The sequence below is a fragment of the Paraburkholderia sp. BL6669N2 genome, from assembly GCF_003387275.1.
Taxonomy (GTDB): domain Bacteria; phylum Pseudomonadota; class Gammaproteobacteria; order Burkholderiales; family Burkholderiaceae; genus Paraburkholderia.
Genome location: NZ_QUNA01000001.1, coordinates 804,330 through 820,223 on the forward strand (window position 1 = coordinate 804,330; position 15,894 = coordinate 820,223).

Annotated in this window: 16 protein-coding genes and 1 pseudogene; 9 read left to right on the plus strand and 8 right to left on the minus strand. The window is 63.1% G+C overall.

The annotated features are described in order from the left end of the window. Window positions 1-619: 619 nt before the first annotated feature. The 3 genes from B0G80_RS03590 to B0G80_RS03600 all read left to right on the plus strand — a co-directional run bounded on the left by B0G80_RS03590 (window position 620) and on the right by B0G80_RS03600 (window position 4,483). Window positions 620-808 carry a hypothetical protein gene (locus tag B0G80_RS03590; protein ID WP_106281306.1) on the plus strand — a complete coding sequence of 63 codons (189 nt, stop codon included), beginning with the start codon at window positions 620-622 and terminating at the stop codon, window positions 806-808. 468 nt (window positions 809-1,276) lie between these two features. Further along, the gene (gene katG, locus B0G80_RS03595) at window positions 1,277-3,538 is read left to right on the plus strand and encodes a catalase/peroxidase HPI (protein ID WP_116117013.1); all 2,262 of its coding nucleotides are present in this window, start codon (window positions 1,277-1,279) and stop codon (window positions 3,536-3,538) included. A 252-nt stretch (window positions 3,539-3,790) separates the two neighbouring features. Continuing rightward, window positions 3,791-4,483, plus strand: a complete 693-nt coding sequence (locus B0G80_RS03600) for an NnrU family protein (RefSeq protein ID WP_116117014.1) — start codon at window positions 3,791-3,793, stop codon at window positions 4,481-4,483. A 36-nt stretch (window positions 4,484-4,519) separates the two neighbouring features. On the opposite strand, the gene B0G80_RS03605 is transcribed toward B0G80_RS03600, so the two are convergent. Further along, window positions 4,520-4,831, minus strand: coding sequence for a hypothetical protein (locus B0G80_RS03605; RefSeq protein ID WP_116119499.1), 312 nt, complete (start codon window positions 4,829-4,831; stop codon window positions 4,520-4,522). A 209-nt stretch (window positions 4,832-5,040) separates the two neighbouring features. On the opposite strand from B0G80_RS03605, the gene B0G80_RS03610 reads away from it, so the two are divergent. Both B0G80_RS03610 and B0G80_RS03615 read left to right on the plus strand, forming a co-directional pair. After that, complete coding sequence (locus tag B0G80_RS03610; protein ID WP_116117015.1) at window positions 5,041-5,280, plus strand: hypothetical protein; 240 nt, start codon at window positions 5,041-5,043, stop codon at window positions 5,278-5,280. 167 nt (window positions 5,281-5,447) lie between these two features. Further along, window positions 5,448-5,915: an NUDIX hydrolase gene (locus B0G80_RS03615; protein WP_258878799.1), complete on the plus strand. Its 468-nt coding sequence runs from the start codon at window positions 5,448-5,450 to the stop codon at window positions 5,913-5,915. A gap of 72 nt (window positions 5,916-5,987) precedes the next feature. Here the strand turns inward: B0G80_RS03615 and B0G80_RS03620 are convergent, their stop codons facing one another. The 4 genes from B0G80_RS03620 to B0G80_RS03635 form a co-directional block, all read right to left on the minus strand. Then, window positions 5,988-6,443 carry a hypothetical protein gene (locus tag B0G80_RS03620; protein WP_116117016.1) on the minus strand — a complete coding sequence of 152 codons (456 nt, stop codon included), beginning with the start codon at window positions 6,441-6,443 and terminating at the stop codon, window positions 5,988-5,990. Window positions 6,444-6,779: 336 nt separating this feature from the next. Continuing rightward, the gene (locus B0G80_RS03625) at window positions 6,780-8,195 is read right to left on the minus strand and encodes a CHASE2 domain-containing protein (RefSeq protein WP_258878800.1); all 1,416 of its coding nucleotides are present in this window, start codon (window positions 8,193-8,195) and stop codon (window positions 6,780-6,782) included. A gap of 106 nt (window positions 8,196-8,301) precedes the next feature. Beyond that, window positions 8,302-8,865, minus strand: a complete 564-nt coding sequence (locus tag B0G80_RS03630) for an OmpA family protein (protein WP_116117018.1) — start codon at window positions 8,863-8,865, stop codon at window positions 8,302-8,304. Window positions 8,866-8,912: 47 nt separating this feature from the next. Continuing rightward, entirely contained in the window at window positions 8,913-9,380 is a 468-nt protein-coding gene (locus B0G80_RS03635; RefSeq protein WP_116117019.1) for a FecR domain-containing protein, read from the minus strand. A 320-nt stretch (window positions 9,381-9,700) separates the two neighbouring features. Between B0G80_RS03635 and B0G80_RS03640 the strand changes: the two genes are divergently transcribed. After that, window positions 9,701-11,158: an NCS1 family nucleobase:cation symporter-1 gene (locus tag B0G80_RS03640; RefSeq protein WP_116117020.1), complete on the plus strand. Its 1,458-nt coding sequence runs from the start codon at window positions 9,701-9,703 to the stop codon at window positions 11,156-11,158. Window positions 11,159-11,273: 115 nt separating this feature from the next. Here the strand turns inward: B0G80_RS03640 and B0G80_RS03645 are convergent, their stop codons facing one another. Both B0G80_RS03645 and B0G80_RS03650 read right to left on the minus strand, forming a co-directional pair. Continuing rightward, complete coding sequence (locus B0G80_RS03645) at window positions 11,274-12,644, minus strand: MFS transporter (RefSeq protein WP_116117021.1); 1,371 nt, start codon at window positions 12,642-12,644, stop codon at window positions 11,274-11,276. Between the two features lie 52 nt (window positions 12,645-12,696). Next, on the minus strand, window positions 12,697-13,947 hold the full coding sequence (locus B0G80_RS03650; RefSeq protein ID WP_116117022.1) for an amidohydrolase family protein: 1,251 nt from the start codon (window positions 13,945-13,947) through the stop codon (window positions 12,697-12,699). A gap of 343 nt (window positions 13,948-14,290) precedes the next feature. On the opposite strand from B0G80_RS03650, the gene B0G80_RS03655 reads away from it, so the two are divergent. From B0G80_RS03655 to B0G80_RS03660, 3 genes are read left to right on the plus strand one after another with little or no spacing between them, the layout of a single operon-like run. Next, a complete protein-coding gene (locus B0G80_RS03655; protein ID WP_106281325.1) occupies window positions 14,291-14,497 on the plus strand; it encodes a hypothetical protein in 207 nt (68 codons plus the stop codon). 40 nt (window positions 14,498-14,537) lie between these two features. Further along, window positions 14,538-14,696, plus strand: coding sequence for a hypothetical protein (locus B0G80_RS45670; protein WP_158608150.1), 159 nt, complete (start codon window positions 14,538-14,540; stop codon window positions 14,694-14,696). A 17-nt stretch (window positions 14,697-14,713) separates the two neighbouring features. Next, window positions 14,714-15,121 carry a DUF2784 domain-containing protein gene (locus B0G80_RS03660; protein ID WP_116117023.1) on the plus strand — a complete coding sequence of 136 codons (408 nt, stop codon included), beginning with the start codon at window positions 14,714-14,716 and terminating at the stop codon, window positions 15,119-15,121. Between the two features lie 34 nt (window positions 15,122-15,155). Here the strand turns inward: B0G80_RS03660 and B0G80_RS03665 are convergent. Further along, window positions 15,156-15,661 (minus strand): annotated as a pseudogene (locus B0G80_RS03665) (DUF3455 domain-containing protein). Window positions 15,662-15,894: the final 233 nt, after the last annotated feature.

Sequence of the window (15,894 nt, forward strand, 5' to 3'; positions counted from 1 at the left end):
CGGTCATTGCTTAAGTGGTGGGACGACGAGCCGCCTGAAACTGCAACCTGGACGGGCGGCTTGCGGAACATGCAGCAAATCCGTCAGACAAGTCGGGGGACCCTGAGAGACCAACCAGATCACGCGCTGCAAAGCGTTCGACTCACCGACGTCCGGTGACATGCGGATTGCCGCTGAATCGCCGACGTAGCCGAACCTTGGCCCTTCTGTTTTTACCGAGGCCGGTCGGTTAGTGATCCGAACTGGTTGCCGCGCCGATCGAGTCCAACGACGCCGTGTCGTTGGCAACAGACCGAGAGAGGGCTGTGCTGTTGTTGTAGCTGTGAATGTCGTGTGTCGACGCATCGCGACCGAATGCTTCCATAGAGAGGATCGTTGCGATGCGTCACCGCGAAATGGCGGACTCCGTCTGGCTATGCACCAGGCGAGACGCCACGGGGTGCGGCCGTCGTTGCCTTCCTTTGCGGGAACAAGCAGCGGCGGCTTGCTCTTCTTATCGGGCCGCGTCACGCACGGCGCATTCGCCCAACCAGAATCTGCTTTTTGCAACCCTACGCGCCGTCAGATTGTTAGCGACGGCGTGAGCGGACCACACTAGCCATTCACGGGGATTCAAACAATGCACCACCACATTTTCGAGCGCGAGCTGGTTCATCTGGAACGCGTCATTGCCAGCGCGTCACGAGAACCGTTCCCGCCCACCTACTGGCGCGATCGCGTCGAACATCTGAAAAACTGTCCGCACGCGCCGCTGTTCAGCTATCGCGTTGCCCGCCTGACCCGTCTCGTCGCCGCACTGAACGGCTAAGCGCCGCCTTCGATGCCTGGTGGCGGACCTGCTCTGTCCGCCCCCTAACCCCTTCCCCTCCATCGTGATGCCGCCCGCTTTGTCCGCCCCAACCGATGGGGCCGGACAGCACGCGCTATGGCACCGAAAGCACGCCGTATTTCATAGGCGTGTACTATCGCCGGCATTGCCTTAATCTCATTCTATTGGTGGTGAGTCTCACCTATATTTTGATTTGCAGCAGCAGCAGCAGCAGCAGCAGCAGCAGGCACGGCGACGCGAACTATCCTCGTCCAAAGCATGCGATGACATGCGCAACGGATGGAGACCCTATGCGTCATGTAATCGCAGCGGTACACCCAGTACACTCACGAGAGCCCACCGGGTAATGTTCCGGCTGCTTGTCGGCGCGGGATCGTGCAATGCGCCACAGGAGACAGACGCCGCGACAGAACAAACAGTGGGTACGTCCTCACAAGGAGATAGCGCATGTCAAGCGAAGCAAAGTGCCCGTTCAACCATGCCGCCGGCGGCGGCACGACGAACCGTGACTGGTGGCCCAAACAACTGCGGCTGGACCTGCTGAGCCAGCACTCCAGCAAGTCGGACCCGCTGGACGAAAGCTTCAATTACGCCGAGGCTTTCAAAAGCCTCGATCTGGCCGCGGTAAAGAAGGACCTCGCCGCGCTAATGACCGATTCGCAGGACTGGTGGCCGGCCGACTTCGGCCACTACGGTCCGCTCTTCATCCGCATGGCCTGGCACAGTGCCGGCACGTACCGCATCGGCGACGGCCGCGGTGGCGCCGGTCGCGGCCAGCAGCGTTTCGCGCCGCTCAACAGCTGGCCGGACAACGTCAGCCTCGACAAGGCGCGCCGCCTGCTCTGGCCGATCAAGCAAAAGTACGGTCAGAAGATTTCCTGGGCCGATCTGCTGATCCTGACCGGCAACGTCGCGCTTGAAACCATGGGCTTCAAGACCTTCGGCTTCGGCGGCGGTCGCCCGGACACGTGGGAGCCGGATCAGGACGTCTACTGGGGCAACGAAAAGACCTGGCTGGGCGGCGACGTCCGCTATGGCAAGGGTGCCGCGGGCAATGAAGACGACGGTGGCGTGATCGTCGCCGACGTCGAAAAGCACGGCGAAGAAGTCAGCCGCGACGACAACGGCCGCAACCTGGAAAATCCGCTGGGCGCCGTGCAAATGGGCCTGATCTACGTGAACCCGGAAGGCCCGGACGGCAATCCGGATCCGCTTGCCGCCGCGCACGACATCCGCGAAACCTTTGGCCGCATGGCCATGAACGACGAGGAAACCGTCGCGCTGATCGCCGGCGGCCACACCTTCGGCAAGACGCACGGCGCCGGTCCGGCCGACAACGTCGGTCCCGAACCGGAGAGCGCGGATCTCGAGAACCAGGGGCTTGGCTGGAAGAACAGTTACGGTTCCGGCAAGGGCGCCGACACGATCACCAGCGGGCTGGAAGTCACCTGGACCACCACGCCGACGAAGTGGAGCAACAACTTCTTCGAGAACCTGTTCAAGTACGAGTGGGAGCTGACCAAGAGCCCGGCCGGCGCCAACCAGTGGGTTGCCAAGGGTGCCGACGAGACAATCCCGCATGCTCACGATCCCTCGAAGAAGCAGCGGCCGACGATGCTCACCACCGACCTCGCGCTGCGCCTCGACCCGGCCTACGAGAAGATTTCGCGGCGCTTCCTGGAAAATCCTGACCAGCTCGCCGATGCCTTCGCCCGCGCATGGTTCAAACTGACGCACCGCGACATGGGACCGCGCGCCCGTTATCTCGGACCGGAAGTGCCCGCGGAAGAACTGATCTGGCAGGATCCGATCCCGGCAGTGGACCATCCGCTGGTCGACGAACAGGACATCGCCTCGCTCAAGCAGAAGATTCTCGCGTCGGGGCTCCCGGTGTCGCAACTGGTGTCGACGGCGTGGGCGTCGGCGTCCACGTTCCGCGGCTCGGACAAGCGCGGTGGCGCGAATGGTGCGCGTATTCGCCTCGCCCCGCAGAAAGACTGGGCCGTCAACCAGCCCGAGCAGTTGGCCAAGGTACTTAAGACGCTGGAAGGCATCCAGAGCGAGTTCAACGGCGCGCAGTCCGGCGGCAAGAAGGTGTCGCTCGCCGATCTGATCGTGCTGGCCGGCAATGCCGGCATCGAGCAGGCGGCAAAGAACGCCGGCCATCCGGTGACGGTGCCGTTTGCGCCGGGGCGCATGGACGCCTCGCAAGACCAGACCGACGTGGAATCCGTCGGCGCGCTCGAACCCGTCGCCGATGGTTTCCGCAATTATGTGAAGGAGAATATCAAGGTCCCGGCCGAGGCATTGCTGATCGATAAAGCGCAATTGTTGACGCTGACCGCGCCCGAAATGACGGTGCTGATCGGCGGCTTGCGCGCGCTGAACGTCGGGACCGGCCAGAATCCGCAAGGCACCTTCACCGACAAGCCGGAAACGCTGACCAACGACTTCTTCCGCAACCTGCTCGACATGGGCACGGAATGGAAACCGGTCTCGCCGGCGCGCACCGTCTTCGAGGGACGTGACGCCAAAACCGGCGCGGTGAAGTGGACCGGTAGCCGCGTCGATCTGGTGTTCGGTTCGCATGCCCAGTTGCGGGCGCTGTCCGAGGTCTATGCCAGCGAGGACGGCAAGGAGAAATTCGTCCGCGACTTTGTCGCCGCATGGGTCAAGGTGATGAACCTCGATCGCTTCGACCTCGCCTGAACGGGCGGCGCGCTTCCGTCAAGGTTGCTACCCTGACGGAACGCGGCCCCATCGGGTGAAGATAAACTGCCAGGTTACGGTGCGAGTTCCGATGTATGTATCGGAGCCGCACCGTTTGTTTTTGCGCGGCGCAATGCTGGAGTGTGCGAGAGTGACGGACGGGCGAAGCCCTGTTTCAAGGTCGGGAGCCCATGCACCGCGCCGTCGACCATGACGGCGCCGCGGTCAACGACGACTTGAGGAGCCGTGTCAATGGGAAGCATCAGCGCAGTCGCGGCAGCGGCAATCGCCTTTCTGGGCAGTCACTTTCTCCTGTCTCATCCATTGCGCAGGCCGTTGGTCGGCGCGATCGGCGAAACGCCGTTCCTGGGTGTCTATTCGCTGGTCGCGTTCGTGACGCTCGGCTGGCTGATCGTGGCTTACATCAAGGCGCCTCTCTCCGCGCCGCTATGGCCGGTAGGAGACGCGCTCTGGGCGATTGCGACCGTGGGCATGCTGATCGCGTCGATCCTGCTGATGGGTTCCCTGATACGCAATCCGGCGCTGCCCACCGGCGGCCGGCCCGGTTCGTTTCCCGACGCCGCGCGCGGCGTGTTCGCGGTAACGCGCCACCCGATGATGTGGTCGATCGCACTGTGGGGGCTGTGCCATATCGCCGTGTTTCCGGTGGCCAAGAACGTCATCCTTGCAGTGGCCATGGTGGTTCTCGCGCTGGTCGGCGCTGCGCTGCAGGACCGGAAGAAGGAGCGGCTCCAACCGGAACTCTGGCGCGCATGGGAATCGCAGACCAGCTACCTGCCGTTCGCGGCGATCGCCGCCGGCCGCGCGCGGCTGGGCGGGTTCGGCATGCATGCGCTGCTGGGCGGCCTGGTCGTCTGGCTCGCGGCGACCTGGGCTCATATCCCGCTCACCGGCTGGGCCGCGGGCATCTGGCGCTGGCTGTAGACGCAGTTTCGGCAGTGGCGCGGCTAACGCCGCGCTTCATGCCATTGCATGTCGACTCGGTGCGAACGGCTCTCTGCTCGTCGGCCTGAAGTCGGCTGCCTGAAGTGCAACCGTATTGGAACCGCAGACCGAACGCTTCTCGCTGGCTCGGGCCAGGATGCGCGTCAGATGCGAATAGAAATGCTGCAGTTGTTTCGCGTCCGAAGCGTGGGGTTCGAGGTCGAACACATCTTCGAGCGCGCGGCGCGATACATGGAAACGTTGAAGTCCGTGGACGATGCGAATCTGAAAGACAACGCCGTCACTATTGTGCGGCACCGCTGCCCAAATGAGCGAATCGCTACTCATGGAGCCCCCGTAGATCATGTCGGATCAATAATTCGTCAATTCATGTTCGCATATCTCGGCGAGCGGCGAATCTTTTCAAAATTATGACGCTTCACGATTCGACGTTTTTACCACGGTCGGCATATTGCAGTGCAGCAAATACCTGTAGACTGAGGGTGGGGCAACTGCAATCGTGCACCCATGGTCGCAATATGACGGGAGAATGCGCCATGACGACTTCTCAGTCTTCACACACTCCAACCGTCCCCGTATTGCATGTCTTCGAGCAAGCCGGAGGCTGGCATTGGGGCATTACGGTTCCGCGCGCGAAGGGAAGCGGATTCAAACTGATCGCCTTCAGCGAAACAACCTTCGCGGTCGAGGACGCCGCTCGCACGGACGGGAGCCAGGCGTTGGAAAGCCTCGCGGATAGCAGCGCGCGCGACCGGATCACAACCGACATCGCGTGAGTTCATCGGCCTTCGATCGAAGGCGCCACAATATTGTCACACTTTAAAACGACGATCGATGATCGCACCGTCCATGGCCGGACGGGCGGCATTGCGCGCAGATTCTGCCGCCGTCCCGACGATAGTGCCCGCTGTGTGGCCCGCATCGCCCGAGCCAGGCATGCGAAATGCTCGACGCAACGCGGCACAAAAACATGAGAGACACTGTGAAGCAACGAGCGACTGTTGTCTGCCAGCTTGGCAGGCGAATCCTCCTGGTCAGCCGGGAAGGCACGCGTTGGTCGCTGCCCGGCGGCAAGCCCGAGACAGGGGAAGATCTGCGTGAAACCGCAATGCGCGAATTGATGGAGGAAACGCGCCTTCATGCGAGGGACATGCGCTATCTATTCGGCTTCACCGGCATTCACACGTGCCACCACGTATTTGTAGCGACGCTTGCCGACGGCGACCAGCCCGTGCCCAGCAACGAAATTACGCGTTGTACCTGGGCCAAGGTCGCGGAGGTGGGCACGCTGCCGGTCAGTACTTCGACGAAGGGGATCGTCGAAGTACTGGCCATGGCGTCCACCGGTGCATCGAGACTGCCCGCCGGCTATAGCCACGCAGCCGATCTCGCAGTCCACTTCTCTCGCTGATCGGGCCGCCCGCGCGCAGCATATAGCGACCCGCAGGGCCGGCGCTTGCAACGAGCCGGCGCTCGCCGAAGCCTACGACTTCGCAGGGCGCCCGGTCTTCACCTGCTCCACCGCGGACACGGCCGCGAGAAGACGCTTCAGTGCCGCGGATTCGAGCAGAACCAATCCGGCACGCAGGATTTCGCCCTTCTTCACGGACACGCCGGCTTCCAGGCATTTCTGTTTCAGTGCAGCAATCTTGTCGTAATCCGATTTCGGCATGGTGAAGCTGTCGCGCACGACTTTCTCTTTTTTCGCGCGCTTTTCTTTGACCGCCACGGCTGCTTTGACAGGCGCCGCTGCGTCGGCGGCAACCTTCTTCTCCTTCGACACTTTCTTCGCGCTCGCGCTCTTCTTTTTCACCGCGACGGTCGCAATGGGTTCGGCAACCTTGCCCTCGGTTTCGGGCGTGGTTTCGGGGGCCGTGTCGGCACCCTTCGGGAAGTGAAAAGTCTTTTTCGTTGCTTTCTTCAGGCTCGGTGCGCTCATAAAAATATCCCTATAAAAAATTAACGGTATAAACAGTATATACGGTTATTAGCGGCAAGAGTTCCACGCGCGGAACATGGATCGATTACGCGCTCACCAGCGCAGCAACCACGATCTTCGATTCGTTGCGCTGCAGCGTAGCGACCCGGATTCGCCACGCGTGCGCAACGTGAATTTCGCCGGCCTCGGCTTAGTGCGTGTCGTCACCCAGTCGCCACGATTCGATGGAATAATGACGTTTCGTGCTCGCCTGGATGACTCGTAGAATTGCAGCCGGATGTGCTGCAACCCGACCTCATTCAGGGGGGCGCGCTTCGACTGCAATCAGAGTCTCTCTCAAGCTTCCGGCGCTTTGCCGGTGCGATCGCCGCCTTCTTCACGCCCCTGCGCGGGCGCGGTTTCCGATCTGACTGGTTCGTCGGCATGAAGCAATGCGGGCGTAAGAAAGCTGCCCATGACGGCGGACAGAATAATGAAAATCGAGGCCGCGTCGACCAGCAGCCCGAAGCGGATAAAAATCAGAAAGCAGCACAACACATTCAGCAGGTGCAGCAGCAAGCCCAGCACGGTGGATCCCTTCGGGACGGTCCGCATGAACACCGCGAAGCGCGACTGACGCCGCGGCACATACCAGATGATCAGCAGCCCGAACGTCATGATGAAGGCGCTTTCCGCCCATTTCAGCCAGGTGGGCCGGCGCAGGAACCGTCCCTCGACAATCGTCTCGATCACTTGCGCCTGAATCTCGATACCCGGCACCAGTTCCCTCAGCGCCGTCGTGCGCATGTCGGTCAAGCCGGCACCTGTCAGGCCGACGAGCACCAGCTTGTTGCGGATCCGGTCGGGGTCGACCTTCCCTTGCAGGACGTCGCGTGCCGACACATAGCGGCCGAGCGTCGAGCGAATGGACGCGAAATGCAGCCAGATGTCGCCGCCGGGCTGCGTGGGAACCCGCACGTCCGCGACGCCCACCGCCTGCACGCCCGACGAGTCGGCAAAGACGTCGATCGCGGATGATCCGGTGGCAAGACGCAGCATTTCCATCGGCAGGCTGGGGACGAGCTTGTCCCGCAAGCCCATGACGAGCGGAATATGCCGCACCACGCCCTGCTCGAGCGCCACGCTCAACATCGCCTGTCCGTGAGCCGCCGCCTGCAATTCCGGCAAGCTGGCGAGTACATAGTCGTAGCGTTGCACCGAGTCGAGCGGGTCGGCGCCATGCACGAGGATCGGCGCGCTGCGCATGTCGGTGCGGGCCGCAAACCCGGCATGATCGAGCGGCGCGGCGCCCAGTATGGTCGGCGCCGCGCGCAACGAGCGCGCGAGAATGGCTTCGTGGCTCGGCAGCGCCCGCAAGCCGGCGGCCAGCGCCGCGGCCGATTTCGGCAGATCGGCGGCCACCTTGTCGGGCGAGGTCTGATCCGGCTCGGGCATGTAAATGTCGAGGCCGATTGCCAGCGGTTTCAGTGCGTCGATCGTATCGACCAGCGTCGCGAGTCGGTCTCGCGGCCACGGCCATTGACCGACGCTCGCCAGGGTCTCCTCGTCGATCTCCACAATGGTCACGGGCTGCGCAGCCGGAACCCGCGGGTAGTGACGCTGATACTGGTCGAACAGAATTTGCCGGGCGGTTTTGAAAGAGTCGGGCAGCGTCTCGTCGATCGTGTCGACGAAAGCCGGGCGCGGTATGTCGCTCGGCCATTCGCTGGTGAGATTGAGCAGGCTCAGGCCGAACAACAGTGCCAGTGCCACCGGGCGCCCCTGGGCCGACCTCAGCAGATGCCTGGTCCGCGCAACCCATGGGGCGAAGTAGCGTTTCATCGACGGCACGACCATTGAACACGCGGTCCGGCGCGGGTCATTGGATGGTGATGACCGCGCGCCGGTTCATGCGATGGGGCATCCCATCCGCCGTGGGGACCAGCGGCTCGCGCTTGCCACTGGCCGCGGTCTCGATCCGTTGGGCGGGAATGCCTTGCTTGATCAGGAACGCGGCAACCGTCTGCGCCCGCTGCATGGACAGTCTGTCATTGAATTCCTGCGACCCGGCCAGGTCGGTGTGACCGACCACCACGAGCTGAGGCGCGGGCCAGGTCGCGAGGACGGTTTTCAGTTTCTGCACGGTGGCGGCCGACTCCGGGGCCAATTCGGTGGCGGAGTCGAACAGAAAATAGATCGTGAATGTCATGGGCCGCGGCGGCCGGGCCGCGAGCAGTTCGCCGTAGCGTGCCTGCACGGTGGACTGGCTATCCACCGTTGTCTCGATGCTGCCGCCCTTCGTGACGTCGACGCCCGCGTAAGCCTTGTCGATGGTCTGCTCTCCAGTGGCGCTGTGGACCACCACCGCGCCGACCTTGCCGTCGGGATCCGGCAATAGAATAATTTTGTCCGGAGTACTACACGCGGCCAGCGAAGCGAGCATGACGCATGCCGCTGCCCACGCCAGCCCGTAACGTCGAATTGCGGCCTTCAACGCGCGCCCTCCCCTTTACCGCCGACCTCGATGATGAACTCGGTGCCGCGCACGCCGAGCGTGGTAGTCGGCGTGCTGAACCGGACGGCATCCGGATTCGCCTTCGCCAGCTTGCCGGATATCACGGCGAGAGAACCGCGTTTAACGGAAGCGTCGAGCACGCCGCCATGGGTCGTGGTATTGAAGGCGAATTGATTGAGGTCGAGAATGGTATCGGCGCCGGCCGAGAGCTGGGTGGTGTCGCGCAGCGTGATGCCGACGGAGGATTGCGGACCGGTCACGATCCGATCCTTGCCATACACCTCGCTGCCGATCGCCGCGCCCGAACTTGCGCCGGACCGCTCGATCTGCACCGTGCCCTTGACCGTCTTGACGACGCCGGCGGCATCGTCGGCCAGGGCGTCCGGGACAGACAGGCATCCGCTGATAAGGAACAACGCGTAGTGGGCGGCCTGGAGACGCATCGATGGCACCTGATGGCGTAAACGTGCATTGCGCGCGACAGCGCGACTCCCTGATGTCGGCGCAGACTTCTCTGCGCCATCGATCAGACTAGCGCCGGGTCCGGGCCCGCTCTGTGCGCTTCCGCGCATATCGTCGCGGGACAGGCGCTGGCAGCGAGTTTGCGTCCGCATGCCCCTCGTTTTAGGGTTAACCCATTCAGCCCCGCGCAGCAAACTGCATACAGTTCTGGCATATGAGCCTGCTTCAGACGCGGGGGTAGTGCCGCCCGGGGACTTCCGGCGGCGTTTCCTCAGTTCCACGAACTCAAAGGAGATGACAAATGGAAATCCGCGACCCTTCGCCCGGCCTCTACAACGAAGATCTCGCCCCTTCAAGGGTGCGCAACTGGGGTGCCTTCAGCATTTTCAACGTCTGGACCTCGGACGTGCACAGCCTCTGGGGCTACTACCTCGCCGCCAGCCTGTTCCTGCTGTGCGGCACGTTCACGAACTTCGTGCTGGCGATCGGGATCGGCTCGCTGGTGATCTACGCGTTGATGAACCTGATCGGCTACGCCGGCGAGAAGACCGGCGTACCTTATCCGGTACTGGCGCGTGCTTCATTCGGCGTGTGGGGCGCCAATCTCGCGGCGCTGGTGCGCGCCGTGGTGGCCTGCTTCTGGTACGGCGCGCAGACGGCCGCGGCGGCGGGCGCGCTGGTCGCGCTGCTCATCCGCAACGACAGCCTGATGGCGTTCTACAAGGGCACGCACTTCCTCGGCCATTCGGCGCTGGAGGTGATCTGCTACGTGGTCATCTGGGCGCTGCAGCTGCTCATCATCCAGAAGGGCATGGAGACAGTGCGCAAGTTCCAGGACTGGGCCGGCCCGGCGGTGTGGGTCGCGATGCTGATTCTGGCGATCGGGCTGTGCGTGAAGGCCGGCGGCTTCTCGTTCTCGCACGGCATTCCGATGGACGTGCTGCTCGATAAAACCAGAGACGCCGGTGTCAGCGGCGATCCCGGCTCGTTCTGGGCGCTGATGGCGGTGGGCGCGACCTGGATCACCTACTTCGCGGCGCTGTACCTGAACTTCTGCGACTTCTCGCGCTACGCGAAGAATCGCGACGCCGTGAAGAAAGGCAATCTGTGGGGCCTGCCGGTCAATCTGATCGCGTTCTCGCTGGTCGCCGGCATCACCACCATCGCCGCCTTCAAGGTGTATGGCGAGGTGCTGCTGCACCCCGAGCAGATCTCCGCCAAATTCGATAGCTGGGTACTGGCGTTCATCGCCGCGCTGACCTTCGCGGTCGCCACGCTGGGCATCAACGTGGTCGCCAATTTCGTCTCGGCCGCGTTCGACATCTCCAACGTTTTCCCCAGGCAGATCAGTTTCAAGAGAGGCGGCTACATTGCCGCGGCCATCGCGCTGGTGCTCTACCCGTTCGCGCCGTGGGAAGGCAACGCCGCGCACTTCGTCAACGCGATCGGCGCAACGATGGGCCCTTTGCTGGGGATCATTCTGGTCGACTACTATCTGGTGGCCAAGGGCAACATCAACGTGGCGGCGCTGTATCAGGAGCACGGCGAGTACCGTTACGAAGGCGGCTGGAACGTCAACGCGTTGATCGCGGCGGCGATCGGCAGCGTGTTTTCGACCTTTCTGCCGAACTTCACCACGCTGCTGCCGGTCTGGTGGAATACCTACGGCTGGTTCTTCGGCGTGCTGATCGGCGGCGGCACCTATCTGATCATGGCGACGCTGCGGCCGCGCACGGCGGTCGCGCCGACCCGCGCTTGAGGGTGCATCACGGGGCTGGACGCGGTGCCGCGCGTTCAGCCCTTTGTGATTCGAGCATTCGCGCGAGCTGCTTCGCGCAGGTGGACTGGTCGTCGCGATAGCCGCCTGCTTTCTCTCACGGATTGATCTGCCCTGCTGCAATGTCTTCGAGCGATCTTCCGCGCGTCGGCACGCCCATGAGCAACACCGCCAGCGCGCCGATCAGCAGCACCAGCGTCGTCGCCCCGAACACACCGGCGAAACCCAGACGCGGATAGACGTATCCGACGAGGATAGGCGCGGCGATCGCACCCAGCCGGCCAATCGACGAAGCGAGCCCGGTGCCCGTCGCGCGCACGTCGGTGGGAAACACTTCCGGGGTATAGGCATAAACGCCGGCATAGGTGCCGTTCATGAAAAACGAAAGCAGGATGCCCGACACCATGATGCCTGTATCCGTACCGGTCAACGCAAGCCCGAGCGCCGAGATGCCGCCCAAGATCATGTACGACGCAATCGTCGCCTGCCGGCCGATCTTCTCGTTGAGCCACGCGCCCGAAAAATATCCCGGGATCTGCGCAATGTAAATCACGAGCGAATACGAGAAGCTTCGCGTGATGGTCATTCCGTTCTGAACGAGCAAACCGGGAATCCACGTGAAAAACGCGTAGTAGCTGAACGTGATGGATAGCCACATCAGCCAGGTCATGGCCGTGATGCGCGCGAGCTTCGCTGCCCATAACGCCTTGACGTTGGCGATGATCGAGGCTCGTCCGGCCGCGAGCGGAACGGCTTCCTCGCGCACGGCAGGCAGTGGCTCCAACCGCACGCCGGCCTTCGTCACCTCCGCTTCCATGCGCGACACGATCGCATCGGCTTCCGCGTGCCGGTCGCGTGCCTCGAGCCAGCGCGGCGACTCGGGTAACGCGCGGCGCCACCAGAGCAGCATCACGATGGGCAGTGCGGTGATGACCATGACCGCGCGCCATGCGTTGGGTGCAAGCGGGATCACCAGATAGCCGAGCAGTGCAGCCGCCACGAAGCCAAACGAGAAAAATCCCGCGAGGCTGCCGGTGAAGCTGCCGCGATACCGCCGCGCCACGAACTCCGAGAGGAACGGCGCGACAATGGCGCTTTCCGCTCCCGTCCCCAGCCCGGCGACAATACGCGTCGCCAGAAAAAAGCCCCAGTCGTTCGCGAGCGCGCTGGCAAGCGAGGCGACACAGTAGATCACGAGCGCATACATCATGACCTTGCGTCGGCCGATGATGTCGCCGAGCATGCCCGCGAGCATCGCGCCGAAGAAATAGCCCATGAACGTACCGCTTCCCAGCACGCCGGTCTGCACGCTAGTCAAGCCCCATTGCGTGCGCAGCACCGGCAGCAGGAAGGCGAGCACGGCGGCATCCATCGCGTCGAAGGTGTAGCCGAGGCCGCCCATCAGCAATAAACGGCGGTGAAAACCTGAAAACGGCAATCGCTCGATACGGGCGGCAATCATCGACATGGGGCAAGCTCCGATCAGGACACGGGGGCGGTGCGCACGCGCGCGGGTACGGTCAGGCGCTTTCGAGTTCGTTGACGAAGATCCGGCCGTCCTTCATGACGAGCGGAATATGCTCGCCCTGACCTAACAGGCAATCGACGGACTTCAAAGGATTGCCGTCGACCACCAGCAGATCGGCATGCGCGCCCGGCATGATTCTGCCGAGCTTGTCCTGCATGCCGAGCACTTCCGCGCCGACGAGCGTCGCGCTCGCGATCACCTCGGCCGGCGACATGACGTCGGCCAGAATTCGGAACTCATCGCTTTGCAGCCGCTGCGCCTCGCCGAGCAGGTCCGTGCCGAAGCCCAGTTTCACGCCGGCGCGCTTCATGATTTCGATCGAGTGCAGACCCGCGCCATGCACGTCCGCGACCTTCGCGATGCTGGCCGGAGGCAGTCCGTACTTCTCGCCTTCGCTGGCGAGCGCGTCGTAAGTGACGAGAGTGGGCACGACATACGCGCCGTGCTCCGCGACGAGGCGTGCGGTCTCCTCGTCGATCAGATTGCCGTGTTCGATCGTGCGCACGCCGCACCGCACGGCGCGCGCGATCGCTGCGGGCGTATAGGCGTGCGCCAGCACATACGTGCCGCGCCCCTGTGCTTCGGCGACGATGGCGCGGATCTCGTCTTCCGAGTAACCAAATGCGCCGACGGGATCTGTAGGGGAAGCCACCCCGCCCGACGCCATGATCTTGATCTGGTCCGCGCCCATCTGCAGTTCCTCGCGCACGGCGCGGCGCACTTCATCCACGCCGTCCGCCACGCGGCCGAGCGCGCCCACCCGCACGCAGCATCCGCAGGGGGCATCGGGCGGCATGTAGTCGGAGCGGGCGCGCGGATCGGCGTGACCGCCCGTCTGGCTCAACGCGCGGCCGGAGACGAAAAGGCGCGGACCTTCGATGAGCCCCGACTCGACCGCCTGCTTGAATGGATAGCCCGCTCCGCCCGCGTCGCGCACGGTGGTGAAACCGCGCCGCAGCATCGCGCGCATGATCGGCACGGCGCGCAGCGTGACGAGCACATTGGGCAGCGTCGCCACGCGCGGCAAGTTGAATTCGATCGCAACGACATGCACGTGCAGATCGATCAGACCCGGCATGATCGTTTTGCCTTTGACGTCGATCACATGCGCGTTGCTGCTTTTGATCGGCTTGTCGGACACTTCGCGCACGAAGCCATCCTCGATGAGAACTTCGAAGCCTTCCAGCAGATCAGGACGGGTGGGATCGAGAAGCGCGCCGTTACGTAGGACGAAGGTGGTCAACTGATGTCTCCTTCAGGTTTCGATCGCGGCGCCCGGCATACGGGCCTCGCTTCGAGTAGAGAGGCTGGTGTATGGAAGCGCTGCCAGGCTATTCGTCAGGACAGATGTCGCACGCATTAAGTATGCGCTGACGAACCCATGACGCAAAGCGGATCGAAAAAAGCCTTTCCCACATGTTGATCTTTCGCTGGCCTGAGCATTAAGATGGGCACCTCGGCGCGCGACATGCCGTGCAGATGCAAGATGACATCGCGCAGCCGACACCCCGAATTGATCCTGCTCGCAACACGAGGTCAACGGATCAGGTTCCCAGCCAGGCAGCAAGCTCAGCCAGGAGACAACGATGCTCAGTCCACACGAATTCGCGACCCTTATGTTGCTCAAGGATGCACCGGATCTGCTGAGTCTGGACGGTGCCGATCTGGAAGCGCTTCTGGAGCGCCAACTCGTCACGCTGGAAGACCTCGCTTCCGGGCAGCAACGCCCGCTCATTACCGCTGACGGACAGATATTTCTGAAAGCCGCCGCTCGTATCCCGAACGACGAATGACACGTATCGCTTGATCAGTTTCACTGTCAAGGAGTGTTGCATGGCCGAATCAGCGGCGGGAATCGTCGTGGGTCTATGCGGGTTGGGCGTCGCCATGCTGCTGGTGGCCGGACATTATTGGCGCGAGATGAGCAGGCGGCGGCAGCTCAGGCGGATGGACCATCGCGACTGCTGGGAAGTGATGCGCCACCGGCGCTGAAGACGCGCTAGCCGCTCATGATGGGGCTGGCCGATGCGGTGCTTGTCGTGCACGCGCTGCTGGCGTTGTTCATCGTGTGCGGGTTCGTCGCGATCTGGCTGGGCTCGGCCCTTGGGTGGAAGTGGGTACGCCAGCGGCTTTTCCGGCTCGTTCATCTGTCAGCGATCGTTATCGTCGCCACGCTGTCGCTGCTGGGTATCGCTTGCCCGTTGACGACGCTCGAGGACTGGCTGCGTACGGGTTCGCTGGATGGGCAAGGAATCGCGCAAGGCTTCATCCAGCGTTGGGTGAGTCGCCTGCTCTACTACGATTTGCCGGGCTGGGTGTTCACGCTTCTATACGTCGCTTTCGGTCTGGTGGTGTTGCTGACCTGGCGGCTGATTCCTCCTGCGAACTCAGCCCGCTCGAAAACAACGCGCCAATGATCCGCCTCGCGCACACGATATCCGTCGCCGCTTGCTACTTGAAAAAAGTATAAGTGGCGATGTAAGGCGAACTGCCCGTCGCATGTTCGACGGTGCATGGCGCGGTCGGCGCAACGCCGCCTGCGGTCATCTCGTGCGTTGTACGTAACGCACGTCGCTCAACATGCCTTTCGCGCCCGTGGAACGTGCTTCCAGCAACAGCTGGGGCACGCCGTTCGGCGCTTCGCTCGGCATCTGCGCGAGAACACGACCCACGATCCGGCTGCCGTCGCGGGCTTCCCACGAGGGTCCCGCCAAATGCTCGATCACCGCGTTCCCGGCCGTGTCGAACAAGGTTGCGCGCGGACTGCGGAACACCCAGCCGAGCGCGTGATTCGCATCGTATTCGCACGAGTAAATCTGCACGCCGGATGCGGTCGTGCTCAGGAGCGCGCGCCCATCGGGTGGGTCGATCGGCGCGGCGCCGGCCGACGTGGCGACCACGGCCGACAGCCATATAACGCTGATCGAATGGCGGGTTCTGCGTGACAAACGAATCATGGCGATGCTCCTTCTGACTCGAAACGGTGAAAGCCTGTGACTGGCTCGCCTCTCTTCAAACACTCGGCGTGACGTCGACGGGAACCGCCGGCGGTTCAGGCGGCGCAGGTTTCGGCTGAGCTCGAAACGCGCGTTGACGAACCTGTCGTTGTGCAGGCGACCGGTTCATCCGGGCTGCCGATACAACGCTTCACCATGGCGATCTATTCCACGCCGCTTTGAAATCTGTTCGC

Excerpts from the sequence above, each read along its gene's own strand:
- B0G80_RS03590 (WP_106281306.1), top strand. The coding sequence starts at position 620 with ATGCACCACCACATTTTCGAGCGCGAGCTGGTTCATCTGGAACGCGTC.
- katG (WP_116117013.1), top strand. The coding sequence starts at position 1,277 with ATGTCAAGCGAAGCAAAGTGCCCGTTCAACCATGCCGCCGGCGGCGGC.
- B0G80_RS03600 (WP_116117014.1), top strand. The coding sequence starts at position 3,791 with ATGGGAAGCATCAGCGCAGTCGCGGCAGCGGCAATCGCCTTTCTGGGC.
- B0G80_RS03605 (WP_116119499.1), bottom strand. The coding sequence starts at position 4,831 with ATGAGTAGCGATTCGCTCATTTGGGCAGCGGTGCCGCACAATAGTGAC.
- B0G80_RS03610 (WP_116117015.1), top strand. The coding sequence starts at position 5,041 with ATGACGACTTCTCAGTCTTCACACACTCCAACCGTCCCCGTATTGCAT.
- B0G80_RS03615 (WP_258878799.1), top strand. The coding sequence starts at position 5,448 with ATGCTCGACGCAACGCGGCACAAAAACATGAGAGACACTGTGAAGCAA.
- B0G80_RS03620 (WP_116117016.1), bottom strand. The coding sequence starts at position 6,443 with ATGAGCGCACCGAGCCTGAAGAAAGCAACGAAAAAGACTTTTCACTTC.
- B0G80_RS03630 (WP_116117018.1), bottom strand. The coding sequence starts at position 8,865 with ATGCTCGCTTCGCTGGCCGCGTGTAGTACTCCGGACAAAATTATTCTA.
- B0G80_RS03635 (WP_116117019.1), bottom strand. The coding sequence starts at position 9,380 with ATGCGTCTCCAGGCCGCCCACTACGCGTTGTTCCTTATCAGCGGATGC.
- B0G80_RS03640 (WP_116117020.1), top strand. The coding sequence starts at position 9,701 with ATGGAAATCCGCGACCCTTCGCCCGGCCTCTACAACGAAGATCTCGCC.
- B0G80_RS03645 (WP_116117021.1), bottom strand. The coding sequence starts at position 12,644 with ATGTCGATGATTGCCGCCCGTATCGAGCGATTGCCGTTTTCAGGTTTT.
- B0G80_RS03655 (WP_106281325.1), top strand. The coding sequence starts at position 14,291 with ATGCTCAGTCCACACGAATTCGCGACCCTTATGTTGCTCAAGGATGCA.
- B0G80_RS45670 (WP_158608150.1), top strand. The coding sequence starts at position 14,538 with ATGGCCGAATCAGCGGCGGGAATCGTCGTGGGTCTATGCGGGTTGGGC.
- B0G80_RS03660 (WP_116117023.1), top strand. The coding sequence starts at position 14,714 with ATGATGGGGCTGGCCGATGCGGTGCTTGTCGTGCACGCGCTGCTGGCG.